Here is a 25,178-nt window from a genome sequence, read left to right on the forward strand (position 1 = left end):
CCGGCATGCGCGTACTCTATTCCCTGATTCTCTATCTCATCACGCCGCTGGTGCTGGCGCGGTTGCTCCTGCGCAGCCGCGCCAATCCGGATTATCGTCACCGCTGGGGGGAGCGCCTGGGCTGGTCGCCCCGCCTGCCGGATCGGCCCCGGCTCTGGGTGCATGCGGTCTCGGTGGGGGAGGTGGCGGCCGCCGCGGCGCTGGTGGCGGGGCTGCGGCGGCGGTTCCCCGGGCATGCCATCCTGATGACCACCACCACCCCCACCGGTTCCGCCGAGGTGATCCGGCGTTTCGGGAACTCGGTGGAACACTGTTATCTGCCCTATGACCTGCCCGATGGGGTGGCCCGCTTTCTGGCGCGGGCGCGTCCCGAGCGGCTGCTGGTCATGGAGACCGAACTGTGGCCCAACCTGTATCGGGCCTGTGCCCGCCGGGGCATCCCGGTGATGGTGGTCAATGCCCGCCTGTCGGCCCGTTCTGCCCGAGGCTATGCCCGCATCCGGCCCCTGGTCCGGCAGACCCTGGCTCGGGTGTCCGGGATCGCGGCCCGAGGGGAGGAGGATGCCCGCCGTTTTCTGGCCCTGGGTGCCCGGCCCGATCAGGTGCGGGTGAGCGGCAACATCAAGTATGACCTGACCCTGTCCGATGACCTGATCCGGGCCGTGGCGATGTTGCGCGCGCAGGTGGGCGAGCGGCCGGTGTGGATCGCCGCCAGCACCCATCCGGGGGAGGATGAGCAGGTGCTGGCGGCGCACCGGTTCCTTTTGTCCAGGTGGCCCCATGCCCTGCTGATCCTGGTGCCCCGCCATCCGGAGCGTTTCGAGGCCGTGGCGGCCCTGTGCCGGACGCAAGGGTTTGCCGTGGCGCGCCGCAGTGCCGGTCTGCCGCCCAAGGTCGGGGATGCCGTGTGGCTGGGGGATACCATGGGGGAGTTGCTGCTGCTCTACGGAGTGGCCTCGGTGGCCTTCGTGGGGGGCAGTCTGGTGCCCACCGGCGGGCATAACCCGTTGGAGCCGGCCGCCCATGGGGTGGTGGTGGTGACCGGTCCGCAGGTATTCAATTTCACCGAGGTTTACCAGGCCCTGGAGCGGGCCGGGGGTGTGTGCCGGGTGGCGGACGCCGATGGGCTGGCGGAGGCGGTGTCGGCCCTGTGGGCGGACCCGTCGGCCCGCCGTGCCATGACAACGGCGGCCCGACGGGTGCTGGATGAAAACCGGGGTGCGGTGGAGCGGGTGCTGGACTGGGTGGAACAGGCCTCTTGAAGGCCGGTTCGGCTTAACGGATCAGATTCAGGATTTCCTTGAACTTCGGGTGGCGTGAGTCTGCCAGCCATTCAAACAGCACCGACTCGAAATTGGTGATGATCACCCCGGCCCTGGCCATGCGGGCCAGGGCATTGGCCTTGTTGCGCGGATCCCTGGAGCAGACGGCGTCTTCCACCACGAAGACCTGGAATCCGGCCTCCACGAGCAGCAGGGCGGTCTGCAGCACGCAGACGTGAGACTCCATGCCGCAGATCACCACCTGGGGCCGCTCGGCACGTTTCACGGCGCCCATGATGCCCTCGTCGCGGCAACAGGAAAAGGTGGTCTTCTCCAGCACCCGAACCGCCTCCGGCAGCATGCCCTGGATTTCACCGGCGGTGTGCCCGATACCCTGTGGGTACTGTTCGGTTACCGTCACCGGGATGCCCAGCACGCCGGCCCCCTGGGCCAGGCTGCCGGCCCGTCGATAGACCTCACGGCGGGTGTCGGCGTCCATGGCCACGGCCAGCTTTGCCTGGATGTCCACCACCAGGAGCTGGCTGTGTTCGGCACTGCACAGGGGGGAGGGTGGGGTGTGATTCATCATCAGTCCAGCCAGGTGTTGATGGCGAGCAGGTCATCCTCGCTGAGGGTGCCCGCGGCCTGCTTCAGGCGCAGGGTATCCAGCAAATAGGCGTAACGGGCCTCGGCGTAGTCACGCTCGGCCCGGAACACCTGGCGCAGTTCCAGCAGCACGTCCACGGCGGTGCGGGTGCCCACCTCGAATCCGGCTTCGGCGGCCTCGAAGGAGGCGCGGGTGGACTCCAGGGCCTGTTCCAGGGCGTTGACCCGCGAGATGCCGGCATTCACCGACAGGAAGGCGCTACGGGTCTGACGCACGGTCTGGCGCTCGGTCAGTTCCAGTTCCTCCCGGGCGGCGTCAAAGCTTTCCCGGGCCTCCCGGGTGAGGGAGGTGGTGCGGCCGCCGGTGTAGACGGGGACGCGCAGCTGGATGCCCACCTGAGTGTCGCGGCTGTCGAGGAAGTTGTTGGCTATCGGTCCGCCGGGGGCATTGTGAAAATCCCGGTCGGTATAGCTGGCCGAGAGGCCCAAGGTGGGATAATGACCGGCCCGCTGGCGCTTGATTTCCTCGGCGGCCGCCTCGGTGCCGAAGCGGCGGGCGATCAGGGCCAGGTTGGCTTCCAGGGCGGTCTGTACCCATTGATCCATGTTGCCCGGCTCCGGCGAGACCAGGGGCATGCGTTCCGACAGCAGGGCCAGTGCCTCATGGAACTGGCCGGTGATCACCATCAGTTCCTCGCCGGCCAGATCCAGGCGGTTGAGGGCGGCGATTTCCTCGGCCACGGCCAGGTCGAACTGGGCCTGGGCCTCCTTGACGTCGGTGATGGCGATCAAGCCCACCTCGAAGCGGCGCTCCGCCTGTTCCAGCTGGCGTCCGATGGCCTCTTTTTCCGCGCGGGCGAAGGAGAGGTTGTCCTGGGCCGCCAGCACGCCGAAATAGGCTTCCGCCACTCGCAGGATCAGGCCCTGTCGGGTGGCGTCACGCACCGCCGTGGCCTGGGCGATACCCAGGTCCGCCTGGCGCAGGGCCACATAGTTGCGGTGATCGTAGAGGGTCTGGTTGAGGGACAGCTCGAAGCTGCTGGTGCGGTAATCAAAGGAGTCGCCCCCTCGTTCGGTGTCCGTGTAGGCATATCCCAGGGAGCCTTCGATCTGGGGCAGCAGGACCGATCTTGCCTGGGGTCGCTGTTCCAGGGCCGCCCGGAACTGGGCCTCGGCGGCGCGCAGCTGTGCGTCACGTTCCAGGGCCGTACGATAGATCTCCATGAGATCGGTGGCCTGGACGGGTGCGGTTGCCAGGGTGAATCCGACGAGGGCGGCAGCCAGCAGGGTTTTGGGAAAACGGATCATCGGTGTCTCCGGCCCGGGCGGGCAAGAAGGAAATATTCCATCAGTGAATCCTGATTATCCTACCGGGAACCGGGAAAAAATGCATAGGGGATCTGTCGGGACATCAGTAGCAGGGCAGGTTGGGGTCCACCTGCCGTGACCAGGCATCGATTCCGCCGGTGAGGTTGATGATGCGGGTGAAACCCTGTCGCTCCAGCAGCATGCCCGCCTGTCGGCTGCGGATGCCGTGATGACAGATCATCACCAGTTCCGTGTCCGGCGGGATGTCTTCGACCAGGGTCCCGAGCCGGCCGAGGGGAACATGCCGTGAGCCCGGGATGTGGGCAATGTCATATTCCCAGGATTCGCGCACGTCGATCAGCAGCGGGGCAGGGTCCCCGGCCTGATCCAGGTACGCCTTGAGTTGCGGGGCTGAGAGGTGTTGCATGTCTGGCCCGTCGAGAAAGGGACATTACATGGGTCGATCGGGCGATGCCGTACCCGCCCGATCGACCTGGTCCTGGTCAGAAGATGAATTGCGGTCTGGGCTCGAAGCCCGTCAGGGGCTTGAGGCTGGTCTCGAACAGGGTGTGGCGGGTGAATTCGTTCTCGCCCTGGCGCGTCACCAGCATGGCCTCCATCACCGGCGCTTCCCCCACCACGACGAAGAGTCGGCCGCCCGGACTGAGCTGACGTTCGAAGCAGTCCCGGTACCGGGCCATGGAGGCAGTGACGGCGATGACATCGTAATGCCCCCGTTGCCCGGTCCAGCCCTCGGCGGCATTGCCGGTCTCCAGGTGGACATGGGTGATGCCGGCCTTGTCCAGATGTTTTTTGGCGGCGCGGGTGAAGGTCTTATGGATGTCGATGCTGTCCACCTGGCCACCCAGCCGGGCCAGGCAGGCGGTCAGGTAGCCGGAGCCGGTGCCGATCTCCAGGATGACATCCCGCGGCTGGATATCCAGGGCCTGCAGAAGGCGCCCTTCCACGGTGGGACGCATCATGGACTCACCCTGTCCCAGGGGGATTTCCAGGTCCGCGTAGGCCAGTTTTGCGTGGGCCCGGGGCACGAACAGCTCCCGGGGGACGTTCTCCATCACATCCAGTACCTTGGGGTCCAGCACGTCCCAGGGACGGACCTGCTGTTCAACCATATTGAAGCGAGCTTGATCCAGGTTCATGGTGGTTATCTGCCGTCTTGTGATTGTTATGGGAGTCCCAGAGTGGTCCGGTCTCGTGCTTTATCTGACTCGTTGAGTATCCGCAAAGCTGGCGGCGAGCTGCCGTTGGATCGGCAGACTGAAAGATTAAGCCTTCACTAATGTTCCGGCAAGTCCTTGATGCTCTTGTGCAATGCGCAATGATACCGGCCACGGCCGGTCCAATGCAGCATCGGGTTTGTGGCATGCTGCAGGGTCATGATCCGTGGCGATACCCCAGGAGGACATCATGTTTGAAGCTGCCGAACTCGGTCGCAGTCTGTCCAAGGAGGCCTATGGCGCCGCGGTGCCCGAGCTGCGCGCGGAACTGCTGGAGGCCCAGCGTCGGCTCAGGGATACCGATACCGCCGTGATCGTGATTGTGGAAGGGGTGGATGGGGTAGGCCGGGGGGAAGTGGTCAACCGACTCAATGCCTGGCTGGACACCCGCGGGGTGGAGACCCACGCCTTCTGGGAGGCCACCAGTGATCAACAGGCGCGGCCCCGGCTGTGGCGCTACTGGCAGGCGATGCCGGCGCGGGGGAGCATCGGCATCTTCTTCGGTGCCTGGTATTCGGAACCCATTCGTCGGCATATCCGGGATGAATGGGACGAGGCACGGTTGCATGAATCCCTGAGCCGCATCCGCGATTTCGAGAACATGCTGGTGGCCGATGGGGCACTGATCGTCAAGTTCTGGTTCCATCTGACCCGGGATGAGCAGAAAATCCGCCTGAAACAGCGTCTCAAGGACCCTGCCAGCCGCTGGTATCGTCTGCCCAAGGGCAAGGAGCAGGCAACCCAGTATCGTCGCCTGGTGGAGACCGGTGAGCGGGTGATCCGGGAAACGGACAGCGGTCTGGCCCCCTGGTATCTCATCGAGGCCACGGATCGGCGCTATCGGGATCTGACTGTGGGACGCACCCTGCTCGATGCCATCCGCGAGCGGCTGGAACTGGCGGCCGCGCCGAGCCCGCCCGTCACTGCCTCCCATGCCCCCAGCCTGCCGCCGGAAGACAGTGCCCGCATCACCGTGCTGGACCATCTCGATCTGACCCAGACGCTGGATAAATCGGTCTACAAGGAGCGATTGTCCCGTGCCCAGGCCCGCTTGCGGGATCTGGCCTGGCGGGCCAAGGATCAGGGCGTGGCCACGGTACTGGTGTTCGAGGGCTGGGACGCCGCCGGCAAGGGCGGGGCGATTCGGCGGCTGACCGCCGGCATCGACGCCCGGCTGTACCGGGTGGTGGCGGTGGCCGCCCCCACGGACGAGGAAAGGGCCCATCACTATCTCTGGCGCTTCTGGCGGCATGTGCCGCCCCGTGGGCGCATGATGGTGTTCGACCGTTCCTGGTACGGGCGGGTACTGGTGGAACGGGTGGAGGGGTTTGCCGCCGAGGATTGCTGGCGTCGTGCCTATCATGAAATCAATGACTTCGAGGAGCAGTTGACCGAGCACGGCATCGTGTTGGTGAAGTTCTGGCTGCATGTCAGCGAGGAGGAGCAGCTGGCCCGTTTCAAGGAACGGGAGGAAGTGGCCTACAAGCAGCACAAGATCACCGATGAAGACTGGCGCAATCGCCAGCAGTGGGAGGCCTACAAGGCGGCGGTGAACGAAATGGTGATCCGCACCAGTACGGAGTTCGCGCCCTGGACCCTGGTGGCTGCCAATGACAAGCGTTTCGGGCGGGTGACGGTACTGGAAACCGTGTGCCGACGGCTGGAGGCCGTGTTGCGGCAGCCGTCGTCCGAGTAGCTGCCGGTGGGCTGCTTTTCGGTTGCAAACCTTGGCTGCCTGCTATAGCTTGGACGGCCACGAGGCTAGGGGTGCCCGCCGATGGGGCTTGGGCTGAGAAACACCCTTGGAACCTGAACCGGATCATACCGGCGGAGGGAAGCTTCGGATGGGCGTCCGCGCCTTCCGTCTTCCCCGCCTTCACGCGAGGTAGACAGCAGCATGAGTGCCATCCCCCAGGACTTCGTCCGCAAGACCGCCCAGGTCTCCGAAGCGATCACCCGGCCATTTCCGGGTTCCCGCAAGATCCATGTGACCGGCTCCCGCCCCGATATCCGGGTGCCCATGCGGGAGATCACCCTGGCCCCCACCCGGATGGGGACGGGTTCCGAGGACAATCCCGCCATCACCGTCTATGACACGTCCGGTCCCTACAGTGATCCGGAGGTGAAGATCGATCTGCTGCAGGGCCTGCCCAGCGTGCGCGGGGCCTGGATCGAGGAGCGGGGGGATACCGAGGCGTTGTCCGGCCCCAGTTCCCGTTACGGCCAGGCCCGTGCCGAGGACCCCGAGCTGGCCCATTTGCGCTTTGCGCATATCCGCGCCCCCCGGCGTGCCCGGCCCGGCCGCAACATTACCCAGATGCACTACGCCCGCCGGGGCATCATCACCCCGGAGATGGAGTTCGTGGCCATTCGGGAAAACTGCCGCCTGCAGGAGATGCGCGAGGATCCCCGTTACGCCGCCCTGCTACGCCAGCATCCCGGTCAGCCCCTGGGGGCGAACATCCCGGATCTCATCACACCGGAGTTCGTCCGTGACGAAGTGGCCGCCGGCCGGGCGGTGATTCCCGCCAACATCAACCATCCGGAGCTGGAGCCCATGATCATCGGGCGCAATTTCCGGGTGAAGATCAACACCAACATCGGCAATTCCTCCCTGACCTCCAGCATCGAGGAAGAGGTGGAGAAACTGGTGTGGTCCTGCCGCTGGGGCGGCGATACCCTGATGGATCTGTCCACCGGCAAGCACATCCACGAGACCCGCGAATGGGTGCTGCGCAACAGCCCGGTGCCCATCGGCACCGTACCCATCTACCAGGCCCTGGAGAAGGTGGACGGCAAGGCGGAGGCACTGACCTGGGAATTGTTCCGGGATACCCTGATCGAGCAGGCGGAGCAGGGGGTGGACTACTTCACCATCCACGCCGGGGTGCTGCTGCGCTATGTGCCCCTGACCGCCGACCGACTCACCGGCATCGTCTCCCGGGGCGGTTCCATCATGGCCAAGTGGTGTCTGGCCCATCACCAGGAAAACTTCCTCTACACCCATTTCCGCGAGATCTGCGAGATCATGCAGGCCTATGACGTGGCCTTCTCCCTGGGTGACGGTCTGCGTCCCGGCAGTCTGGCGGATGCCAACGACGCCGCCCAGTTCGCCGAACTGGAGACCCTGGGCGAGCTGACCAAGGTGGCCTGGGAGCACGACGTACAGGTGATGATCGAAGGCCCCGGCCATGTGCCCCTGCACAAGGTGAAGGAGAACGTGGACAAGGAACTGGTGGACTGTTTCGAGGCCCCCTTCTATACCCTGGGGCCGTTGGTGACGGACATCGCGCCCGCCTATGACCACATCACCTCCGGCATCGGGGCGGCCAACATCGGTTGGTACGGCACCGCCATGCTCTGCTACGTGACCCCCAAGGAGCATCTGGGGCTGCCCAACAAAGCGGATGTGCGCGACGGCATCATCACCTATCGTATCGCCGCCCACGCGGCGGACCTGGCCAAGGGCTTCCCCGGTGCCCAGGTGCGTGACAATGCCCTGTCCAAGGCCCGGTTCGAGTTCCGTTGGGAGGATCAGTTCAACCTGTCTCTGGACCCGGAGCGGGCGCGGGATTTCCACGACGAGACCCTGCCCAAGGAGGCCCACAAGGTGGCCCATTTCTGTTCCATGTGCGGCCCCCACTTCTGTTCCATGAAGATCACCCAGGATGTGCGTGAATACGCCGCCCGGCAGGGGGTGTCGGCGGAAGAAGGACTGGACCAGGGAATGCGGGAGAAGGCCCGGGAGTTCGTCAAGAGCGGTGCCCGGGTCTATCGGGAGGTCTGAGTTTCCGGTGTCCGTCTAGCGCGGGGGCGGCTGGTATCGATAGGCCCTGGCCTTGCGCCAGGGCGACGACGGCCTGATGCCGGCCGCCCTCAGCATCTCTTCAAGGTCTGCTCCCAACCTGCCCAGTTCCTGGCGATAGGCAATGAGCCCGTCCAGCAGATCCGCGGCCAGCGAGGTCTGGGTCTGCAGGGTCGGGTCGTCATGGTCAGCCCGGTCGATCTGCATCTGTGAAGTGCTCCCGGTGGTGGGTGTGGGATCGCCACGGAAAACCATCCTGGATGAATCACTTGCCGCCGGTATCCAGTCGCCTGGCGGGTATGTCTTTCTTGTGTGTAGTCCAATGGTCGCCACCTTGCCAGTCTCCGGGACCGGGGAAACGGCAGGCGGTATGTTCGGACTGATCAAAATCAGGTTGTTCCCTCGGTGCATGCAGGTCATGATCCGTAAAGGATGGATGGGATAGGCTGGAGTCAGGCTCGACAGGGGAACGGCAACGCATGGCGGAACAGACAAAACTGGAGCAGGAGAACCTTTGGCTGAAGGAGCGCCTTGCCACGCTCATCGCGGCGGCCCGTGACAACGAGCGCAAGCTGGACCGGATGACCGATCTGGAAATGCGCCTGCTGGCCACCGATGATCTGGTGGGTATCCTGTCCCTGTTGCTGGAGGACTTTCCCCGTGATTACGCGCTGGATCACGTGGGTCTGGTGCTCCACGATCCGGATAGCCTCATCAGTGGAATACTGGAAGCGGCCCCCTGCTCCCGCGAACAATGGTCCTTGAGACTGTTGTCCTCCGCCGATCCATTGCAAACCCTGGCGGGTCTTTATCTGGGGGATTATGCCGCCTGTCCCGAGTCTTTGCGCTTCGCCGACCGTGGTGAGCTGTGCAGCGTGGCACTGGTGCCGGTGGAGCGTGCGGGACGCCGTCTGGGGGCGCTGTCCCTGGGCAGTCGCTGCAGCGGTCGCTATGGCGAGGGAATGGATACCTATCTGCTCAGACGTCTGGCGGCGGTGATCGCCATCTGCATCGAGAATGCCTTGGCCGCCTGGCGGCTACGGGAACTGGGGGTTACCGATGCCCTGACCGGGGTGCGCAATCGCCGTTTCTTCGACCTGCGCCTGCAGGAGGAAATGATCCGGGTGGTGCGGGAGCGACAGAGCCTGGCCTGTCTGTTCGTGGATATCGACCATTTCAAGGCTGTCAATGACCGCTATGGTCACGGCGTCGGGGATCAGGTCATCTCGTCGGTGGCGCAGCGGTTGGGGCGGCATCTGCGTGGTTCCGATCTGCTGGCGCGCTACGGCGGCGAGGAGTTTGTGATGCTTCTGCCGGGGCTGGATCGCCAGGAGGTGCGCGCGGTCGCGGAACGGGTCAGGCAGGTGGTCTCCGGCGGGGCTGTGCAGGTGGATGATCACCGCTTGTCGGTGACGGTCTCCATCGGTGTCGCGCACTGGACACCGCAGCGTCTGGCCGGCCAGGATCCGTCCGTCGCGGCACAGGCCCTGTTGCGGGAAGCGGATGAGGCCTTGTTGCGGGCCAAGAGCGACGGCCGCAACCGGGTGGTGATGGCGGGCATGCCGCCCGCGGATGCGGTGTCACTGGAGTTGCTGCCCCTGGGGCTTTAGGTTCCCTCTCCGACTACTCCGGCTCACCGAACTTGTCATTGATCAGGCCTTCCAGGGCCTTCAGGGCAGCTTCGGCGTCGTCGCCTTCCGCAACCAGGCGAACGGTGCTGCCCTTGCCGGCCGCCAGCATCATGATGCCCATGATGCTCTTGCCGTTGACGCGCCTGTGTCCCTTTTCCACTTCCAGGCTGGCATCGAAACTGCTGGCCAGGTTGACGAATTTGGCCGCGGCGCGGGCATGCATGCCCAGACGGTTGATGATGGTGAGTTCTCGGCTGGGCATTTAACTGTGGGTCTCGCAGAGCAGGATACCGTCATGGCCTCCGCTGATGGCCTTGTTGACCAATTCATGCAGGCGCAGATTCGGGTAGTTGAGCACCCGGACCAGCATGGGCAGGTTGATGCCGGCGATGACCTGTACCTTGGGTTGTTGCAGCAGTCGGTTGGCGATGTTGCTGGGGGTGGAGCCGTACATGTCGGTCAGGACCAGCACGCCGTCCCCTTGATTCAGACGTTGGTAAAGGTCAATTGCGCGGTCCAGCAAGATGTCCGGATCACCGGACTGGGACACCGCCAGGCAGCGAGTCTCCAGGGGGATGGAGCCCATCATGGATCGGGCTGTGCTCAGCAGGTCCTCGCCAATGTGATTGTGAGTGATGATGAGAAGTCCGACGGACATGGATGCATACCGATACTGGTTCAGGAAAGTTCGCGGTGACGGGTGCTTACACCGTCGCCTCTGAGCTCACGAAAATGGCGGGAGAGTCGTTCGGTCAGATAGACCGAGCGATGACGCCCCCCGGTACAGCCGATGGAAACGGTCAGATAACTGCGATTGTCGCTTTCAAACCGGGGTATCCAGGTGGTGAGGAAGTCACGCAACGAGTTGAACATCGCTTCCACCATGGATTCGTTCTCCAGAAAACGGATCACCGCCGGATCCTTGCCGGTCAAGGCGGCTAAACCCGGTTGCCAGTGGGGATTAGGCAGACAGCGTACATCGAACACGAAATCCGAGTCTACCGGTGAACCGTACTTGAAGCCGAAGGACTGGATCAGCAGCGACAGCCCTCGCAGGCTGGCCTGACGGACCCGCTCCCGAATGGACTGGCTGAGCTGGTGGACATTGGTGCGGGTGGTGTCGATGGCCAGATCGGCATGGTCGGCAATGACGCCCAGCAGGTCCCGTTCCAGGTTGATGGCCTCCATCAGGGGGATGCCCCGACGGGCCAGAGGGTGACGGCGGCGGGTTTCGCTGAAACGGCGCAGCAGGGTTTCCAATTCCGCGTAGAGGAAAATGATCTGCAGTTCGACACCCATGGCACGGATCTCGTTGACGATGCGACCGAACTGATCGAGTGATTCGATGCCGCTGCGGGCATCGATGCCCACGGCCGCCTCGCTGTAACCGGCCTGGGGGGCTTGTCGAAGCTGGCCGACCACCGCCGGCAGCAGTTCCAGATGAAGATTGTCGATGCAGTAGTAGCCGGCATCCTCCAGGGCATGCAGGGCCACGGTCTTGCCCGACCCGGAGAGTCCGCTGACGATGACGAGTTTCATGAGTCGCTCTGCATCTGACGCCGCTGGCGGGCGGCCAGGTCATCGGCGGCAACATAGCCGCGTAGACGCAGCAGGTGGTTGCGCACCGCCGCCTCTACCATGACCGCCAGGTTGCGACCGGAGGCCACGGGCAGGGTGATGACGGGGACCTGAAGCCCCAGTACCACCCGGTTGCAGCGTCCCCCATGAAGGCGGTCGATGTCGGCGGACGTCACGTCGACCTGGTCTTTCAGGTCGATGATCAGGCGCAGATACTTGCTGCTCTTGATGGCGCTGTCACCGTACATGGCACGAATGTTCAGGACACCCAGTCCTCTGACCTCCAGGAAGTTTTCCAGCACCGGCGGGCAGGTGCCCCGCAGGATGTCCGGGGCAATGCGGGCAAATTCGGGTGCATCGTCAGCAATCAGACGGTGTCCGCGACTGATGAGTTCCAGGGCCAGCTCGCTCTTGCCGATGGCGCTTTCCCCCGTCAGCAGCACCCCGATGCCCAGCACTTCCATGAAGACACCGTGCAGGGTGATGGTCTCCGCCAGCTTGTCGCTGAAGAAATAGCGCAGGATATTGATGATTTCGTGGCTGTGCAGGGTGGTGGAGAGCAGGGGGACGGACTGCCTGTCCGCCAGGGCGCACAGTTCCGGCTGAACCGCCAGACCGTCGGTGACGATCAGGAGGGCCGCCGTGCCGTTCACCAGCTGTTCCAGGATGTCCCGCTGGGAGTTCTTGCGCAGGTTCCACAGATAGCGCATCTCGTCCGGACCCAGCACCTGGATCTGGTTGGGATGGATGATGTTCAGGTGTCCGACCAGTGAGGTACTGCCGTGAGGCGTGGCCTGGTGAGCGATCCGGCGTTCCCTGCCCTGATGACCGGCCACCCAGCGCAGGGCCAGGCGTTCTCCCATGGCCTCGACGACGTGATGGACGGTAAGGGGGGGCGTGGTCACGGTGAGTCTGGGCTTTCGGTATCCCAGTGGTGTACCAGGTCCAGCAGATCTTCCGGTCCTTTGGCGCTACGCAGTCGGGCCAGGGTCTCCGGATCGGAGAACATGCGCGCGAGCAATGCGAGGATCTGCAGGTGTTCGTCGGTACATTCGGTCGGCACCACCAGGGCAAACAGGATGTCCACCGGTTCGCTGTCCGGGGCGTCGTAGTCCACGCCCTTGCCCAGCTTGAGCAGGGCGGCACAGGCCTCGTCGGCTCCGGCCAGCCGGCCGTGGGGGATGGCGACGCCATGCCCCAGGCCGGTGCTGCCCAGGCGTTCCCGGGCCAGCAGGCTGTCGAAGATCTCTCCCTGGGTCAGCCTGGGCAGGTGGCTCGAAAGCATTTCACCCAGCATCTCCAGAGCGCGTTTCTTGCTGCTGACGTCCGGCAGACAGCAGACGCGCTCCGGAGCGAGAAGATCACCGATGTTCATGGATATCTCACCCGACGTGGTTGCGGTGGGAGCCTTCGGCGCGGTGATGGTCCTTGAGCTTCTCCTTGTGCTTGACCACCTGACGGTCCAGCTTGTCGACCAGGGCATCAATGGCTGCATACATGTCGGCATGGGTGGCGTCGGCAAAAATGGTGTTGCCGCTGACCAGCATGTTGGCTTCCGCCTTCTGCTGCAGTTTCTCCACGGTCAGGACCACGTGCACGTCGATGACGTTGTCGAAATGGCGCTCCAGGCGCTGGAACTTGTCATTGACATAGTCGCGCAGGGCGTCGGTCAGGTCCACGTGGTGACCGGTGAGGTTGATCTGCATGAGATGACTCCTTGGTTTGGAATGTGAAAGTGAAGCTGAGGCCTGGTTATGGATTCAGACGAGGCGCTTGCGTTCGTTGGATGGCGGGATCGCCATGGCCTCGCGATACTTGGCAACGGTGCGCCTCGCTACCTGGATGCCCCGATCCACCAGGATCTGGGCAATCTTGCTGTCACTCAGGGGCTTGCCCTGGGGTTCTTCGGCAATCAGTTTGCGAATCATGGCACGGATGGCCGTGGCGGAGCACTCACCGCCGTCGGACGTCCCCACATGGCTGGAGAAGAAATACTTGAATTCGTAAATCCCTCTTGGGGTGTGCATGTACTTCTGGGTGGTGACGCGGGAGATGGTGGATTCGTGCATCTCCAGTTGCTCGGCGATATCCCGCAGCACCAGGGGTTTCATGGCCTCGTCGCCGTGTTCCAGAAAGGCGCGTTGATGTTCCACGATGGCGGTGCCTACACGCAGCAGGGTCTCGTTGCGGCTTTGCAGGCTTTTGATGAACCAGCGGGCCTCCTGCAGGCTGTTGCGCAGATAGACATTGTCCTGGCTGGAATCGGCCCGACGCACAAAGCTGGCATAAAGTGGGTTGACCCGCAACCGGGGCGCGACTTCCGGATTCAGTTCCACCTGCCAGCATCCCTCGCGCTTGCGCACGAAGACGTCGGGAATGATGTATTCCGGTGCGCTGGAGCTGATCAGGGTGCCCGGGCGTGGGTTCAGGCTCTGGATCAGGGCGATCACCGCCTGCAATTCGCCGTCGGCCAGACCCAGTCGGCGCTGGACACCCTTGAAGTCGCGGGTGCCCAGGGCTTCCAGGTGATCACGCACCAGGGTCCTGGCCTCGGCCAGCCAGGGCGTCTCCGGCGCGAACTGCTCCAGTTGCAGCAGCAGGCACTCGGCAAGATCCCGTGCACCCACGCCCACGGGATCCAGGTGCTGGACCATGCGCAGCACGGCTTCCACCTCGTCCAGCTCCAGTTCCATCTCCTGGTCCTGGGCCAGGCCGGCGTGGATCTGCTCGATGGGTTCGGCCAGATAGCCGTCATCGTTGATGGCATCGATGATGGTCATGGCGATGACCTGGTCCCGCTCGCTCAGGGGCGACAGGTGAATCTGCCAGAGAAGGTGGTCACGCAGGTCTTCGCCGGGTGCACTCTGGTTCTCGAACAGGTCGCGACCGTCGTTGTCCATCTGGCCGCCGCCGGCGGTCGGCATGTCGTAGAGGTCTTCCCAGTTGCTGTCCACGGGCAGCTCCTCGGGAATGGTTTCCGAGGGTTCGCTGGTGTTGTCCCGTTCGGCGGGCTCGTCGAATTCTCGGCTCCCCGCATCCTTGTCGGCGTTGTCGGCGCCGGAGGTCATGCCTTCATGTTGGGTGTTTTCATCCATGCCGGTATCCAGGTCGGCATCCGCGCCTTCCAGGGCTTCCAGCATCGGGTTGGTCTCCAGCGTTTCCTGGATCTGGGCCTGAAGCTCCAATGTGGACAGCTGCAGCAGCCGGATGGCCTGCTGCAGCTGCGGTGTCATGGTAAGGCTCTGGCCGAGACGGAGCTGGACAGAAGGTTTCAGCATAGGATGTGGCGTGCCACCGGAATCGTCAGGCAGGAGTTGAAGGGTCCGGGCAGTATCGACGGTGCCTTGCCGCCACGTGCCGGGTCTGTCATCCGGATTATACGTCCTGGCACGAAAAATGTGACCCAGTGTGGGGAAACCATGCGTTGGCTCAAAAACTTTACTTTCATAGTCGGAAATGATCGCCCAGGTAGACCCGCCTGACCTGGGGGTCTGCCAGCACCACTTCCGGCGGCCCCTCGCTGATCAGGTGTCCGTCGCTCAGGATATAGGCGCGATTGCAGATGCCCAGGGTTTCACGGACGTTGTGATCGGTGATCAGTACCCCGATATTCCGGGAGACCAGATGGGTGATGATGCGCTGAATTTCGATCACGGAGATGGGGTCTACCCCGGCAAAGGGCTCATCAAGCAGGATGAAGGCCGGTTCGGTGGCCAGGGCGCGGGCGATTTCCACCCGCCGCCGCTCACCCCCCGAGAGGCTGATGCCCAGGCTCTCGCGGATATGCATGATCTGAAACTCTTCCAGTAGGGATTCCATGTGCTCATGGCGCTGGCCGCGGCTGAGGTCGCGGCGTGTTTCCAGCACGGCAAGCAGGTTGTCTTCCACCGACAACTTGCGAAAGACCGAGGCCTCCTGGGGCAGATAGCCGATGCCCAACTGGGCGCGGGCATGCATGGGCAGGGGGGTGATGTCCCTGCCGTCCAGTTCGATGCGCCCACCGTCGCAGGGGATGAGGCCGACGATCATGTAAAAACAGGTGGTCTTGCCGGCGCCGTTGGGACCCAGCAGGCCCACGACCTCACCGCTGTTCACCTGCAGTGATACACCGTCCACCGGCTTGCGGGCGCGGTACTGCTTGACCAGGTCGTGGGTCTGCAGACGACTCATGGCGTCCCCTCGACAGGGGCGGGGGGCTGTTCCCTGGGCGTGAAGATGGCCTCGACGCGGCCGGTGTCCCCGGTGCGGGCCTCCAGCGTGGCCGTGCGCAGGTCATAGGTGATGCGGCTGCCCCGGAACTCGTCCGTGCCCTGTCGCACGCGGGCATTGCCGCTCAGTTCCATGCGTTGCTCGTTGGGGAGGAACTCCATCCGCGCGGCTTCGGCCCGGACTTCCCGCCCCTGCGGGTCCTGAGTGCGCAGGGTGGCCGGTTGACCTTCTGCGGTCATGCGTTCCAGCACCCGGCCCGGGGTATGGACGGTGACCGTATCGCCGCTGATTTCCGTGGCGCCCTGGGTGATGCGTACGCTGCCCCGGTAGGTGCTGATGCCCCGGTTGTCGTCCAGGGTGGCCGAGTCCGCCTCGATGCGGATGGGCAATGTCCGGTCCACCTGCGCCTGGAGTGGTCCGGCCGGCAGCAGGATGGCCAGGGCAGGGATCATGAACCACGTTCCAAGCCGCCGCCAGGGTGAGCATTGAATCGCTCCCTCGCCGTCTCTCCCGCGCAGGCGGGAGCCCATGCTTTTCACTCCGTGACTGGATTCCCGCTGGCGCGGGAATGACGACCCGGGGGAGGCCGGCCGCATTCCGTTGGACCTGGATTCCCGCTGGTGCGGAAATGACTGACTGGGAACAGCCCTAATGGGGAACATAGACACCCCGTGCTTCACGTTTGAGTTCCAGAACTTCATGCCGCAGGTCCAGGAACAGCCCCAGACCCTCGGCCTCCTGATAGGTTGTCTGCAGACGTGCCGGGGCGTCGGTGACGGCCTGACGGGGACCCGGCCAGAGGGTGGTGTCCCGGGTGGTGATGGTGATCGGGCCCCGCTCGCCCTCGGCAGCGCGGTGGATGTGCACCTCGCCCAGCAATTTGACTTCATCGCCGGCGGGAGAGATCCAGCCCTGTTCGGCGCGCAGGGTCCAGGTGGCACCGGGGCTGTACCGCAAGATCAGTACCGGGGTCTCAAGCCAGCGGGACCCGTCTGCCTGGCGCTGCTCCATGCGCTGGCCGCGGAGCTGGTAACGGGGTTCACCCAGGGAGTCCATATGGATGGCCGCATACTGTTCCAGAAAGAAATCGGTCCCTTCGGTCGCCGCTTCTTCCAGTACCCGGCGGCGTTCATCGGCGTCCCGGGCCAGCCAGAAGCCGACGGCCGCGACCAGAGTCAGCAGCAGGATCAGGAACAGTGAGGGCAGTTTCATCTCAGATAGGCTGCCATGGCGGCCTGCAGGGTGCCCTGGGCCTCCATGATGAATTCACAGACCTCCCGGGCGGCACCGCGCCCTCCTGGTTGTCGGGTGACGTAGTGGGCATGTTCCCTTACCAGGGCATGGGCGTCAGCCACCGCAACGGCCAGGGCGACCCGGCGCATGACCGGGAGATCCACCACGTCATCACCCACGTAGGCGGTTTCATCGGCGCCGACACCGGCATCCGCGAGCAGGCCGCCGAGTGCTTCGAGTTTGTCGCGTCGGCCCTGGACCACGAGCCGGATGCCCAGATCCCGCATCCGGTGTTCCACCACGCCCGAGCGGCGGCCGGTCAGGATGCCCACCTGGACACCGCTGTCCGCGAGCATGCGCATGCCCTGACCATCCTTGCTGTTGAAGGCCTTGTACTGGCGTCCGTCATCGTCCAGGAACAGGCTGCCGTCGGTGAGTACGCCATCCACATCAAAGATGACGAAGCGCACCCGTCGTGCGCGTTCAGTGAGCGTTTCGTTCATGGGGCAACGATACCACGCGTCGGGCAGGAACGGTCAGACCACGCCGGCGCGCAGCAGGTCGTGCATGTTGAGGGCGCCCACCAGGCGTTGACCCTCGTCCAGCACCGGCAGGGCGCTGATCTTGTGATCCTCCATGATCTTCAGGGCCTCGGCGGCCAGCATGGTGGGGGCGGCGGTCTTGAACTGACGGGTCATCACTTCACCGATGGTGGTGGCATGCACGTCCACGCCCCGGTCGAGTGTGCGGCGCAGGTCGCCATCGGTGAAGACACCGATGAGTCGTCGCTGTTCATCCACTACCGCCGTCATGCCCAGGCCCTGGCGGCTGATTTCCAGCAGGGCATCACCCAGGGGGGCATCGGCCCGCACCACGGGGATGCGTTCGCCGGTATGCATGATGTCCGCCACGTGCAGGAGCAGCCGGCGGCCCAGGCGCCCGCCCGGGTGGGAGCGGGCGAAGTCGTCGGCGGTGAAGCCGCGGGCTTCCAGCAGGGCCACGGCCAGGGCATCGCCCATGGCCAGGGCGGCCGTGGTGCTGGCCGTGGGGGCCAGGCCCAGGGGGCAGGCCTCCCGGGCCACGCTCACGTCCAGGTTCACGGTGGCCTCCCGCGCCAGGGTCGAGCGGGGATTGCCGGTGAGGGCGATCATCGGCACGCCCAGGCGACGGATCAGGGGCAGGATGGTGAGCAGTTCATCGGTCTCGCCGGAGTTGGACAGGGCGATGACCGTGTCACCCGGCGTGATCATGCCCAGGTCTCCATGGCTGGCTTCACCCGGGTGGACGAAGAAGGAGGGGGTGCCGGTGCTGGCCAGGGTGGCGGCGATCTTGTTGCCGACATGGCCGGACTTGCCCATGCCCGTGACCACCACGCGGCCGGTGCAGGCGAGCAGGTGTTCGCAGGCGCGGATGAACCGGGCGTCGATGCGGGCCATCAGGCCGCGGATGCCCTCGGCCTCCGTGTCCAGTACCGCCAGAGCAAGTTCGCGGGTCTTTTCCGGATTGAGTTTCATGATGCCGTCATGCTACCAATGCTTCAGGTGGGTTGAGCAAGATTATTTTCGGTCTTCATCGCTTACGCCGCCCCCCCGGCCGGACTCAGGCTCAGATACACCCAGGTCATGTAGCCGATGAAGAGCGCCAGCAGCACTCCGCCCTCCATCCGGTTGATGCGCCTTGGACGCCCCCGGAAACTGAAGGCCATGACGATGATCAGCAGGGTCAGGCCCACCATGACCGGAAAATCCCGCCACAGGGCATCGGCCGGTACGCCGGCGGGGCGGAGCAGACCCGGGATGGCCAGCACGCCCAGCAGATTGAACAGGTTGGAGCCCAGGATGTTGCCCAGCACCAGATCGGGTTCGTTGCGGCGGGCACTCATCAGGGCCGCCGCCAGTTCCGGCAGGCTGGTGCCGATGGCGACGATGGTCAGCCCGATCACCAGGTCGCTCACGCCCAGGGCGGTGGCGATGTTCACCGCTCCCCAGACCAGGGCCCGGGCGCTGATCAGCAGCAGCACCAGGCCGATCAGCAGCCAGAGAACGGCCCTGCCGGTGGAGACCGCCCGCGGAATCTCCGCCTCGAACTCGCCCTGGATCGGGTCGGGGCCGTTGTTGCGTCCCTTGAGGCCGTCCCGCACCATCCAGGCCATGACCAGGATCAGGCCGCCCAGCAGGATCAGGCCGTCCATCCTGCCCAGGGTGCCGTTGAGTACCAGCAGGTAGGCCAGCACGCTGACCCCAAGGACCAAGGGCATTTCCTTGCGCAGGGTGGCGGAGGTGATGGCCAGAGGGGCGAGCAGGGCCGTCATGCCCAGGATCAGGCCGATATTGGCGATGTTGGAACCCACCGCGTTGCCGATGGCCAGCCCGGAGTTGCCCTGCCAGGCGGCAATGCCGGAAACCAGCAGCTCCGGCGCCGAGGTGCCGAAGCCGACGATGGTCAGGCCGATGATCATGGTGGGGATGCCCAGGTTGCGCGCCAGGGCGGCGGCACCGAAGATGAACCGGTCGGCACTCCAGACCAGAATGACCAGACCCAGCAGGACGGCGGTGATGGAAGTGAGCATACAGGTGTTTGCGATAGGGCTGTGGGGGACGGGGCGCCATGGCTGATCGGGCGGATTTTACCCTGGACTTCGGGGTTCGTGACTGGGAACACCCGGCTTGGCTGGCGCAATTCTACCCGGATGATCTGCCGGCGTCCTGGCGTTTGTCGTATTACGCCAATGAATTTCGTGCCGTGCTGGTGCCCAGGGAGCGGCGCCTGGCCGCCGGTGAGGCCGGCATGCGTGTCTGGCGGGACGAGGTGTCCCGGGGGTTCCGGTTCTATCTGGAGCTGTCACCGGAGGACGATGCGGTCGTGCCCGCCAGAGCCGAGGCGGTCCTGGGTGATCATCTGGCCGGCTATGTGATGGCGGCCGGGGCGGCCCTTCCTCCGCCCGGCACGGGCCGGCCCTGGTTTGCATCCCGTGCCGAGTCCGGTTCGGCGCGACTCTGGACCGGCATGGATGCCCCGGGCGCCTGTGGTGGCGTGGGCCTGCTGACACTGGATGGCCCGCCGGACCTGCGGGCCTTGCGTGGGCAGTTGGAGTGTTTCATCCACGGCAGCCCGGCCGGGGCGGGGCTGCTGTTCATGGATGCCGGACCCGGTACGGTGGATCAGGCCATGACCATTGCCGCGCTGCTGGGAGTGGCTTGACAGGACCCGGACGGCCCGGGAACATTCACGGTGCCTGACCACCCGCCCCCCATTCAAACCCAGGACCCGGACCATCGACGCCTCTCCCGACAAGACGCCCTGGATCGAGATCCGTGATCTGCATTTTGCCCGCGGTGATCGCAAGATCTTCGACGGCCTGAACATCACCATTCCCCAGGGGCAGGTGACGGCCATCATGGGCCCCAGCGGCACCGGCAAGACCACGTTGCTGCGGCTGATCGGGGGGCAGCTGCGCCCCGATCACGGCCAGGTGCTGGTGGAGGGGCGGGACGTACATCGTCTTTCTCGCCGGGAGCTGTATCGCCTGCGCCGTCGCATGGGCATGCTGTTTCAGAGCGGGGCACTGCTCACGGATCTGAACGTCTTTGACAACGTGGCCTTTCCCATTCGCGAGAACACCCGCCTGCCGGAGCCGCTGGTGCGCAACCTGGTGCTCATGAAGCTGGAGGCGGTGGGCCTGCGCGGCGCGGTGTCCCTCATGCCCAGTGAGCTCTCCGGCGGCATGGCCCGGCGGGTGGCCCTGGCCCGCGCCATCGCCCTGGACCCGCTGCTGATGATGTATGACGAACCCTTTACCGGCCTGGACCCCATCACCATGGGCGTCATCGTGTCCCTCATCCGTCGCCTCAACGATGCCCTGGGCATGACCAGTATCGTCGTGTCTCACGATGTGGCCGAGGCCGGCTCCATCGCCGACTGGGTCTACCTCATTTCCGAGGGCAGGGTGGTGGATGCCGGTCCGCCGGAGCAGTTGCGCCGGGAGGCCTCGGACTGGTCCCGTCAGTTTCTGGAAGGATTGCCGGATGGTCCGGTTCCCTTCCATTATCCGGCGCCGGATTATCTGGATGACCTCATGGGAGGCGATACACGGTGATGGGACCTTTCCAACGGCTGGGGCGCTCGGCACTGGGCGTGCTGGAACGCCTGGGGCGGGGCCACCTGTTCCTGCTGCGCACCCTGCTGGCCATGGGGACGCTGGTGCGTCGTCCGGGGTTGCTGCTGCGGGAAATCTATTCGGTGGGGGTGTTGTCCCTGCTGATCATTGCCGTGTCCGGCCTGTTCGTGGGCATGGTGCTGGGGTATCAGGGTTACATCACCCTGGTGGACTTCGGTGCCGCCGAGGCCCTGGGTACCGTCGTCGCCCTGTCCCTGGTCCGTGAACTGGGGCCGGTGGTGACCGCGCTGCTGTTTGCCGGTCGGGCCGGTTCCGCGCTGACGGCGGAGATCGGCCTGATGAAGGCGACGGAACAGCTCTCCAGCATGGAAATGATGGCGGTGGACCCGTACAAGCGGGTGATTGCGCCGCGTTTTCTGGCCGGCGTGATCTCCCTGCCGTTGCTGGCGGCGATCTTCAGTGCCGTCGGCGTGGCCGGGGGCTATTTCATCGGCGTGGGGGTGCTCGGGGTGGATGCCGGCGCCTACTGGTCGCAGATGCAGGCCAGCGTGGATTTCCACGAAGACATCATGAACGGCGTGATCAAGAGCATGGTCTTTGGCGTGGTGGCTGCCTGGATCGCCGTATTTGAAGGTTACGATGCCACGCCCACCTCGGAAGGGGTGAGCCGGGCCACCACGCGCACCGTGGTGCACACGGCACTGGCCATTCTGGCCCTGGACTTCATTCTGACCGGACTCATGTTCGGTGATATCTGATAACGGGACGGCAAGATGACGACGCGCAGGATCGAGATCACCGTGGGCATCTTCGTGGCCCTGGGCCTGGCGGCCCTGTTCATGCTCGCCGTGCAGGTGAGCAACCTGGGCGAGTACCGGGGCGGCGACGGCTATGAGGTGCATGCCTATTTCAACAACATCGGCGGCCTGAAGGTGCGGGCCCCGGTGACCATGGCCGGGGTACGGGTCGGTCGGGTGAGCGCCATCACCTATGACGCCGAGCGCTTTCAGGCCCGGGTCAGCTTCACCATCTCCGCCCGCTATGACCAGTTGCCCACGGATACCCAGGCCAGCATCTATACCGCCGGACTGCTGGGAGAGCAGTATATCGCCCTGGAGCCCGGCGGCGAGGATGAGGTGCTGCGGGACGGCGACGTGATCCTGTTCACCCAGTCGGCCCTGGTGCTGGAGGAACTGATCGGCCGGGTGCTGGTCAACCTTACCGGAAACTGATGTGGAGTCCCCTTGTGATGAAGCCCCTTGTCCATCTGACTTTCACGGCCTGTCTGGTACTGGTCCTCAGCCTGGTGCCGGCGGCGGCCACCCAGGACCCGGTGAAGCTGGTGGAGCAGACCTCCGCCCGGGTGCTGGACAAACTGCGGGAAGATCCTGAGCGGACCCGCAATGATCCGGAGTTTCTCTATGCCCTGGTGGACGACATCATCCTGCCGGTGGTGGATGTCCAGGGCATGTCGCGGCTGATCCTGGCCCGGCACTGGCGTACCGCCACCCCCGAGCAGCGGGAGCGATTCACGACGGCCTTCCAGAACATGCTCATGCGCACCTACACCCTGCAGATGGCCGAGCACATGGACAAGGATATCCGGGTCCTGCCCCATCGCAGCCGTCAGGATGATCGCATGGCTTCGGTGGCCACCGAGATCGTGATGGGGCAGGGGCGATCCAACATCCCCGTCATCTACAGCCTGCGGCCCGTGGACGGAGAATGGAAGATTTTCGATCTGACCGTGGAGGGGCTGAGCTTCGTGACCAATTTCCGCACCAACTTCGGTGCCGAGGTGGAGCGCCATGGCCTGGATGCCCTGATCGAGCGCCTGGAGGCCGGTGACGAATCCCTCATCGAGGAGGCCGTTCAGGCCGATGTGGGGGCGAGCCGGTGAGCGATGCGCGGCTGGAGCGCACCGAGGCCGGTATCCGGGTGACGGGTGAACTCACCCTGGTCACGGTACCCGATCTGTGGCGGGAATCCCGAGGCCTGCTCCAGGGTGGGTCCGGCCCCTGCCGGGTGGATCTGTCGGGGGTGACCCGAAGTGACAGTGCCGGCGTGGCGCTGCTCGTCGGCTGGATGAAGGACTGCGCTGGTACCCATGGCGATCATCTGATCTTCACCGGCATGCCCGAGCGCATGCGGGCCCTGGTCGCGGTCAGCGATCTGGAGGACGTGCTGCGGCAAGAGGCCTGATTGCCGGTACTCCCCCCCGGACGCCCTTTTCCGCTATCATCCTTCCCCCTATGGATAAACTGATCATCTGCGGTGGCCGCCCGCTGGAGGGTGATGTACGCATCTCCGGCGCCAAGAATGCGGTCCTTCCCATCCTGGCAGCCACGCTGCTGGCCGATGGCCCCATGACCATCGGCAACGTCCCGCATCTGCAGGATGTCACCACCACCATGGAACTGCTCGGGCGCATGGGCGTGTCCCTGACGGTGGACGAACGCATGCGCATCGAAGTCAATCCCACCACGCTCAACCAGTGCGTGGCGCCCTATGAGCTGGTACGTACCATGCGTGCCTCCATCCTGGTACTGGGTCCCCTGTTGGCCCGTTACGGGGAGGCCGAGGTGTCCCTGCCGGGGGGGTGCGCCATCGGCTCCCGTCCGGTGAACATCCATCTGGAGGGGCTGGCCGCCATGGGAGCCGACATCCGGGTGGAAGGGGGGTACATCCGTGCCCGCGCCAACCGCCTCAAGGGGGCGCGTCTGGTGTTGGACACGGTGACCGTGACCGGCACCGAGAATCTGCTGATGGCCGCGACCCTGGCCGATGGCGTCACCGTCATCGAGAATGCCGCCCGCGAACCGGAAGTGGTGGATCTGGCCAACTGCCTCAAGGCCATGGGGGCCAGGATCTCGGGGGCCGGGACCGACACCATCACCGTGGAGGGTGTGCCGAATCTGCACGGCTGTGAATACACCGTGCTGGCCGACCGGATCGAGACCGGCACCTTCCTGGTGGCGGGTGCCATGACCGGTGGCCGGGTGCGCGCCCGCGATACCGCGCCCAAGACCCTGGATGCCGTGCTGGTCAAGCTGGAAGAGGCCGGTGCCCACATCACTGTGGGGGAGGACTGGATCGAGCTGGACATGCGGGGACGTCGGCCCCGGTCGGTGAGTTTGCGCACGGCACCGTATCCTGCCTTTCCCACCGACATGCAGGCCCAGTTCGTGGCTCTGAATACCGTGGCCGAGGGTACCGCCACCATCACCGAGACCGTGTTTGAAAACCGCTTCATGCATGCCCTGGAGATGCAGCGCATGGGTGCCGACATCCGGGTCGAGGGCAACACCGCCATCATTCGCGGGGTTCCGCGCCTGAAGGCGGCACCGGTGATGGCCACCGACCTGCGGGCCTCGGCCAGCCTGATTCTGGCCGGTCTGGTCAGTGATGGCGAGACCCTGGTGGATCGCATCTATCACATCGACCGCGGCTATGAATGCATCGAGGAGAAACTCTCCCAGCTCGGCGCCATCATCCGCCGCGTGCCCGGATAAGCCCCATGCCAGAACAGACACTGACCATCGCCCTGTCCAAGGGGCGGATCTACAAGGATACCCTGCCGCTGCTGGCGGAAGCCGGGATCGAGCCGAAGGACGATCCGGAGACCAGTCGCAAGCTGATACTGGATACCAACCGTGACGACGTGAAGTTGGTGGTGATCCGCGCCACCGATGTACCCACTTATGTGCAGTACGGGGCCGCCGATGTGGGGGTTTCCGGCAAGGATGTGCTGATGGAGCACGGCGGGGAAGGGTTGTACGAGCCCCTGGATCTGAACATCGCCCGCTGCCGTCTGATGGTGGCGGGGCGTCCGGAGGCCGCGGCGCGGGCCGGCCGCCTGCGGGTTGCCACCAAGTTTGTCAACACCACCCGTCGTTATTATGCCGAGCAGGGTAAGCAGGTGGAGATCATCAAGCTCTACGGTTCCATGGAACTGGCGCCGTTGGTGGGGCTGTCCGACTGTATCGTGGATCTGGTGGACACCGGCAATACCCTCAAGGCCAACGGCCTGGTGCCCCTGGAGCACATTGCCGACATCAGCTCCCGTCTGGTGGTGAACAAGGCCTCCATGAAGATGAAGTCCGCGCGCGTCAAGCGTCTGCTCAAGGATCTTGAGGCGGCGGTGGCGAGGCGGGCCTAGACCGCCTGCCCCCCAATGACGGCCGGCTCCCG

General features: G+C 64.8%; 30 protein-coding genes and 1 riboswitch. Of the genes, 12 read left to right on the forward strand and 18 right to left on the reverse strand.

All coding sequences use genetic code 11. The annotated features are described in order from the left end of the window. Window positions 1–5 precede the first annotated feature (5 nt). Window positions 6–1,262, forward strand: a complete 1,257-nt coding sequence (gene waaA / locus ACLF6L_RS02840) for a lipid IV(A) 3-deoxy-D-manno-octulosonic acid transferase (protein ID WP_412852334.1) — start codon at window positions 6–8, stop codon at window positions 1,260–1,262. 13 nt (window positions 1,263–1,275) lie between these two features. Here waaA and ACLF6L_RS02845 read toward each other — a convergent pair whose 3' ends face one another. The 4 genes from ACLF6L_RS02845 to ACLF6L_RS02860 all read right to left on the reverse strand — a co-directional run bounded on the left by ACLF6L_RS02845 (window position 1,276) and on the right by ACLF6L_RS02860 (window position 4,336). Beyond that, on the reverse strand, window positions 1,276–1,848 hold the full coding sequence (locus tag ACLF6L_RS02845; RefSeq protein WP_412852335.1) for a hydrolase: 573 nt from the start codon (window positions 1,846–1,848) through the stop codon (window positions 1,276–1,278). A 2-nt stretch (window positions 1,849–1,850) separates the two neighbouring features. Beyond that, window positions 1,851–3,176: a TolC family outer membrane protein gene (locus ACLF6L_RS02850; protein WP_238617354.1), complete on the reverse strand. Its 1,326-nt coding sequence runs from the start codon at window positions 3,174–3,176 to the stop codon at window positions 1,851–1,853. A gap of 103 nt (window positions 3,177–3,279) precedes the next feature. Next, window positions 3,280–3,603 carry a rhodanese-like domain-containing protein gene (locus tag ACLF6L_RS02855; RefSeq protein WP_412852336.1) on the reverse strand — a complete coding sequence of 108 codons (324 nt, stop codon included), beginning with the start codon at window positions 3,601–3,603 and terminating at the stop codon, window positions 3,280–3,282. 76 nt (window positions 3,604–3,679) lie between these two features. Then, window positions 3,680–4,336 carry a protein-L-isoaspartate O-methyltransferase family protein gene (locus ACLF6L_RS02860; RefSeq protein ID WP_238617356.1) on the reverse strand — a complete coding sequence of 219 codons (657 nt, stop codon included), beginning with the start codon at window positions 4,334–4,336 and terminating at the stop codon, window positions 3,680–3,682. 268 nt (window positions 4,337–4,604) lie between these two features. Between ACLF6L_RS02860 and pap the strand changes: the two genes are divergently transcribed. Both pap and thiC read left to right on the forward strand, forming a co-directional pair. Continuing rightward, window positions 4,605–6,110 (forward strand): polyphosphate:AMP phosphotransferase, encoded by a 1,506-nt coding sequence (gene pap / locus ACLF6L_RS02865; protein WP_238617357.1) that lies wholly within the window; start codon window positions 4,605–4,607, stop codon window positions 6,108–6,110. 57 nt (window positions 6,111–6,167) lie between these two features. Then, a riboswitch (TPP riboswitch) is annotated at window positions 6,168–6,267 on the forward strand. Between the two features lie 44 nt (window positions 6,268–6,311). Continuing rightward, on the forward strand, window positions 6,312–8,201 hold the full coding sequence (thiC, locus tag ACLF6L_RS02870; protein ID WP_238617358.1) for a phosphomethylpyrimidine synthase ThiC: 1,890 nt from the start codon (window positions 6,312–6,314) through the stop codon (window positions 8,199–8,201). 15 nt (window positions 8,202–8,216) lie between these two features. Here thiC and ACLF6L_RS02875 read toward each other — a convergent pair whose 3' ends face one another. After that, on the reverse strand, window positions 8,217–8,426 hold the full coding sequence (locus ACLF6L_RS02875) for a hypothetical protein (RefSeq protein WP_238617359.1): 210 nt from the start codon (window positions 8,424–8,426) through the stop codon (window positions 8,217–8,219). A 272-nt stretch (window positions 8,427–8,698) separates the two neighbouring features. Here ACLF6L_RS02875 and ACLF6L_RS02880 point away from each other — a divergent pair, with 272 nt between their 5' ends. Then, a complete protein-coding gene (locus ACLF6L_RS02880) occupies window positions 8,699–9,829 on the forward strand; it encodes a DUF484 family protein (RefSeq protein ID WP_412852337.1) in 1,131 nt (376 codons plus the stop codon). A 13-nt stretch (window positions 9,830–9,842) separates the two neighbouring features. Here ACLF6L_RS02880 and ACLF6L_RS02885 read toward each other — a convergent pair whose 3' ends face one another. From ACLF6L_RS02885 to ACLF6L_RS02945, 13 genes are all read right to left on the reverse strand, one after another. Then, window positions 9,843–10,112, reverse strand: a complete 270-nt coding sequence (locus ACLF6L_RS02885; RefSeq protein ID WP_238617361.1) for an HPr family phosphocarrier protein — start codon at window positions 10,110–10,112, stop codon at window positions 9,843–9,845. Continuing rightward, window positions 10,113–10,508 (reverse strand): PTS sugar transporter subunit IIA, encoded by a 396-nt coding sequence (locus ACLF6L_RS02890; protein ID WP_008930932.1) that lies wholly within the window; start codon window positions 10,506–10,508, stop codon window positions 10,113–10,115. It lies immediately after the preceding gene. 20 nt (window positions 10,509–10,528) lie between these two features. Continuing rightward, window positions 10,529–11,389 (reverse strand): RNase adapter RapZ, encoded by an 861-nt coding sequence (gene rapZ, locus ACLF6L_RS02895; RefSeq protein WP_238617362.1) that lies wholly within the window; start codon window positions 11,387–11,389, stop codon window positions 10,529–10,531. Then, window positions 11,386–12,333, reverse strand: coding sequence for an HPr(Ser) kinase/phosphatase (gene hprK / locus ACLF6L_RS02900; RefSeq protein WP_238617363.1), 948 nt, complete (start codon window positions 12,331–12,333; stop codon window positions 11,386–11,388). Before hprK ends, rapZ begins: the two co-directional genes overlap by 4 nt. Next, window positions 12,330–12,803, reverse strand: coding sequence for a PTS sugar transporter subunit IIA (locus tag ACLF6L_RS02905; RefSeq protein WP_238617364.1), 474 nt, complete (start codon window positions 12,801–12,803; stop codon window positions 12,330–12,332). The genes hprK and ACLF6L_RS02905 overlap by 4 nt, the downstream gene beginning before the upstream one ends. 7 nt (window positions 12,804–12,810) lie before the next feature. After that, window positions 12,811–13,134 carry a ribosome hibernation-promoting factor, HPF/YfiA family gene (hpf, locus tag ACLF6L_RS02910; RefSeq protein WP_238617365.1) on the reverse strand — a complete coding sequence of 108 codons (324 nt, stop codon included), beginning with the start codon at window positions 13,132–13,134 and terminating at the stop codon, window positions 12,811–12,813. Between the two features lie 54 nt (window positions 13,135–13,188). Further along, on the reverse strand, window positions 13,189–14,706 hold the full coding sequence (locus tag ACLF6L_RS02915; protein WP_412852338.1) for an RNA polymerase factor sigma-54: 1,518 nt from the start codon (window positions 14,704–14,706) through the stop codon (window positions 13,189–13,191). 166 nt (window positions 14,707–14,872) lie between these two features. Further along, complete coding sequence (gene lptB / locus ACLF6L_RS02920) at window positions 14,873–15,598, reverse strand: LPS export ABC transporter ATP-binding protein (RefSeq protein WP_008930938.1); 726 nt, start codon at window positions 15,596–15,598, stop codon at window positions 14,873–14,875. Beyond that, complete coding sequence (gene lptA, locus ACLF6L_RS02925) at window positions 15,595–16,089, reverse strand: lipopolysaccharide transport periplasmic protein LptA (protein WP_238617368.1); 495 nt, start codon at window positions 16,087–16,089, stop codon at window positions 15,595–15,597. Before lptA ends, lptB begins: the two co-directional genes overlap by 4 nt. A gap of 196 nt (window positions 16,090–16,285) precedes the next feature. Then, window positions 16,286–16,849, reverse strand: a complete 564-nt coding sequence (lptC, locus tag ACLF6L_RS02930) for an LPS export ABC transporter periplasmic protein LptC (protein ID WP_238617369.1) — start codon at window positions 16,847–16,849, stop codon at window positions 16,286–16,288. Next, complete coding sequence (locus ACLF6L_RS02935; protein WP_008930941.1) at window positions 16,846–17,373, reverse strand: KdsC family phosphatase; 528 nt, start codon at window positions 17,371–17,373, stop codon at window positions 16,846–16,848. The genes lptC and ACLF6L_RS02935 overlap by 4 nt, the downstream gene beginning before the upstream one ends. A gap of 33 nt (window positions 17,374–17,406) precedes the next feature. Further along, window positions 17,407–18,384 carry a KpsF/GutQ family sugar-phosphate isomerase gene (locus ACLF6L_RS02940; RefSeq protein ID WP_238617370.1) on the reverse strand — a complete coding sequence of 326 codons (978 nt, stop codon included), beginning with the start codon at window positions 18,382–18,384 and terminating at the stop codon, window positions 17,407–17,409. A gap of 62 nt (window positions 18,385–18,446) precedes the next feature. After that, window positions 18,447–19,439: a calcium/sodium antiporter gene (locus ACLF6L_RS02945; protein ID WP_238617371.1), complete on the reverse strand. Its 993-nt coding sequence runs from the start codon at window positions 19,437–19,439 to the stop codon at window positions 18,447–18,449. A gap of 38 nt (window positions 19,440–19,477) precedes the next feature. Here ACLF6L_RS02945 and ACLF6L_RS02950 point away from each other — a divergent pair, with 38 nt between their 5' ends. The 8 genes from ACLF6L_RS02950 to hisG all read left to right on the forward strand — a co-directional run bounded on the left by ACLF6L_RS02950 (window position 19,478) and on the right by hisG (window position 25,146). Beyond that, a complete protein-coding gene (locus tag ACLF6L_RS02950; protein ID WP_238617372.1) occupies window positions 19,478–20,071 on the forward strand; it encodes a hypothetical protein in 594 nt (197 codons plus the stop codon). Between the two features lie 73 nt (window positions 20,072–20,144). Further along, on the forward strand, window positions 20,145–20,966 hold the full coding sequence (locus tag ACLF6L_RS02955) for an ATP-binding cassette domain-containing protein (protein WP_412852740.1): 822 nt from the start codon (window positions 20,145–20,147) through the stop codon (window positions 20,964–20,966). After that, window positions 20,966–21,745, forward strand: a complete 780-nt coding sequence (gene mlaE / locus ACLF6L_RS02960; RefSeq protein WP_412852339.1) for a lipid asymmetry maintenance ABC transporter permease subunit MlaE — start codon at window positions 20,966–20,968, stop codon at window positions 21,743–21,745. The genes ACLF6L_RS02955 and mlaE overlap by 1 nt, the downstream gene beginning before the upstream one ends. A 15-nt stretch (window positions 21,746–21,760) precedes the next feature. Further along, window positions 21,761–22,219, forward strand: coding sequence for an outer membrane lipid asymmetry maintenance protein MlaD (gene mlaD / locus ACLF6L_RS02965; RefSeq protein ID WP_238617373.1), 459 nt, complete (start codon window positions 21,761–21,763; stop codon window positions 22,217–22,219). A 17-nt stretch (window positions 22,220–22,236) separates the two neighbouring features. After that, window positions 22,237–22,887 (forward strand): phospholipid-binding protein MlaC, encoded by a 651-nt coding sequence (locus ACLF6L_RS02970; protein WP_412852340.1) that lies wholly within the window; start codon window positions 22,237–22,239, stop codon window positions 22,885–22,887. Next, entirely contained in the window at window positions 22,884–23,189 is a 306-nt protein-coding gene (locus ACLF6L_RS02975; protein ID WP_238617375.1) for a lipid asymmetry maintenance protein MlaB, read from the forward strand. Before ACLF6L_RS02970 ends, ACLF6L_RS02975 begins: the two co-directional genes overlap by 4 nt. Before the next feature lie 50 nt (window positions 23,190–23,239). Next, window positions 23,240–24,499: a UDP-N-acetylglucosamine 1-carboxyvinyltransferase gene (gene murA, locus ACLF6L_RS02980; protein WP_238617376.1), complete on the forward strand. Its 1,260-nt coding sequence runs from the start codon at window positions 23,240–23,242 to the stop codon at window positions 24,497–24,499. 5 nt (window positions 24,500–24,504) lie between these two features. Further along, complete coding sequence (hisG, locus tag ACLF6L_RS02985) at window positions 24,505–25,146, forward strand: ATP phosphoribosyltransferase (RefSeq protein ID WP_238617377.1); 642 nt, start codon at window positions 24,505–24,507, stop codon at window positions 25,144–25,146. The last annotated feature ends 32 nt before the right edge of the window (window positions 25,147–25,178 follow it).

It is taken from the genome of Ectothiorhodospira shaposhnikovii, from assembly GCF_047222355.1.
Taxonomy (GTDB): Bacteria; Pseudomonadota; Gammaproteobacteria; order Ectothiorhodospirales; family Ectothiorhodospiraceae; genus Ectothiorhodospira.

What these genes read in the sequence shown, in the direction of transcription:
- waaA (WP_412852334.1), top strand. Translation starts at nt 6, where the DNA reads ATGCGCGTACTCTATTCCCTGATTCTCTATCTCATCACGCCGCTGGTG.
- ACLF6L_RS02845 (WP_412852335.1), bottom strand. Translation starts at nt 1,848, where the DNA reads ATGAATCACACCCCACCCTCCCCCCTGTGCAGTGCCGAACACAGCCAG.
- ACLF6L_RS02850 (WP_238617354.1), bottom strand. Translation starts at nt 3,176, where the DNA reads ATGATCCGTTTTCCCAAAACCCTGCTGGCTGCCGCCCTCGTCGGATTC.
- ACLF6L_RS02855 (WP_412852336.1), bottom strand. Translation starts at nt 3,603, where the DNA reads ATGCAACACCTCTCAGCCCCGCAACTCAAGGCGTACCTGGATCAGGCC.
- ACLF6L_RS02860 (WP_238617356.1), bottom strand. Translation starts at nt 4,336, where the DNA reads ATGAACCTGGATCAAGCTCGCTTCAATATGGTTGAACAGCAGGTCCGT.
- pap (WP_238617357.1), top strand. Translation starts at nt 4,605, where the DNA reads ATGTTTGAAGCTGCCGAACTCGGTCGCAGTCTGTCCAAGGAGGCCTAT.
- thiC (WP_238617358.1), top strand. Translation starts at nt 6,312, where the DNA reads ATGAGTGCCATCCCCCAGGACTTCGTCCGCAAGACCGCCCAGGTCTCC.
- ACLF6L_RS02875 (WP_238617359.1), bottom strand. Translation starts at nt 8,426, where the DNA reads ATGCAGATCGACCGGGCTGACCATGACGACCCGACCCTGCAGACCCAG.
- ACLF6L_RS02880 (WP_412852337.1), top strand. Translation starts at nt 8,699, where the DNA reads ATGGCGGAACAGACAAAACTGGAGCAGGAGAACCTTTGGCTGAAGGAG.
- ACLF6L_RS02885 (WP_238617361.1), bottom strand. Translation starts at nt 10,112, where the DNA reads ATGCCCAGCCGAGAACTCACCATCATCAACCGTCTGGGCATGCATGCC.
- ACLF6L_RS02890 (WP_008930932.1), bottom strand. Translation starts at nt 10,508, where the DNA reads ATGTCCGTCGGACTTCTCATCATCACTCACAATCACATTGGCGAGGAC.
- rapZ (WP_238617362.1), bottom strand. Translation starts at nt 11,389, where the DNA reads ATGAAACTCGTCATCGTCAGCGGACTCTCCGGGTCGGGCAAGACCGTG.
- ACLF6L_RS02905 (WP_238617364.1), bottom strand. Translation starts at nt 12,803, where the DNA reads ATGAACATCGGTGATCTTCTCGCTCCGGAGCGCGTCTGCTGTCTGCCG.
- hpf (WP_238617365.1), bottom strand. Translation starts at nt 13,134, where the DNA reads ATGCAGATCAACCTCACCGGTCACCACGTGGACCTGACCGACGCCCTG.
- ACLF6L_RS02915 (WP_412852338.1), bottom strand. Translation starts at nt 14,706, where the DNA reads ATGCTGAAACCTTCTGTCCAGCTCCGTCTCGGCCAGAGCCTTACCATG.
- lptB (WP_008930938.1), bottom strand. Translation starts at nt 15,598, where the DNA reads ATGAGTCGTCTGCAGACCCACGACCTGGTCAAGCAGTACCGCGCCCGC.
- lptA (WP_238617368.1), bottom strand. Translation starts at nt 16,089, where the DNA reads ATGATCCCTGCCCTGGCCATCCTGCTGCCGGCCGGACCACTCCAGGCG.
- lptC (WP_238617369.1), bottom strand. Translation starts at nt 16,849, where the DNA reads ATGAAACTGCCCTCACTGTTCCTGATCCTGCTGCTGACTCTGGTCGCG.
- ACLF6L_RS02935 (WP_008930941.1), bottom strand. Translation starts at nt 17,373, where the DNA reads ATGAACGAAACGCTCACTGAACGCGCACGACGGGTGCGCTTCGTCATC.
- ACLF6L_RS02940 (WP_238617370.1), bottom strand. Translation starts at nt 18,384, where the DNA reads ATGAAACTCAATCCGGAAAAGACCCGCGAACTTGCTCTGGCGGTACTG.
- ACLF6L_RS02945 (WP_238617371.1), bottom strand. Translation starts at nt 19,439, where the DNA reads ATGCTCACTTCCATCACCGCCGTCCTGCTGGGTCTGGTCATTCTGGTC.
- ACLF6L_RS02950 (WP_238617372.1), top strand. Translation starts at nt 19,478, where the DNA reads ATGGCTGATCGGGCGGATTTTACCCTGGACTTCGGGGTTCGTGACTGG.
- mlaE (WP_412852339.1), top strand. Translation starts at nt 20,966, where the DNA reads ATGGGACCTTTCCAACGGCTGGGGCGCTCGGCACTGGGCGTGCTGGAA.
- mlaD (WP_238617373.1), top strand. Translation starts at nt 21,761, where the DNA reads ATGACGACGCGCAGGATCGAGATCACCGTGGGCATCTTCGTGGCCCTG.
- ACLF6L_RS02970 (WP_412852340.1), top strand. Translation starts at nt 22,237, where the DNA reads ATGAAGCCCCTTGTCCATCTGACTTTCACGGCCTGTCTGGTACTGGTC.
- murA (WP_238617376.1), top strand. Translation starts at nt 23,240, where the DNA reads ATGGATAAACTGATCATCTGCGGTGGCCGCCCGCTGGAGGGTGATGTA.
- hisG (WP_238617377.1), top strand. Translation starts at nt 24,505, where the DNA reads ATGCCAGAACAGACACTGACCATCGCCCTGTCCAAGGGGCGGATCTAC.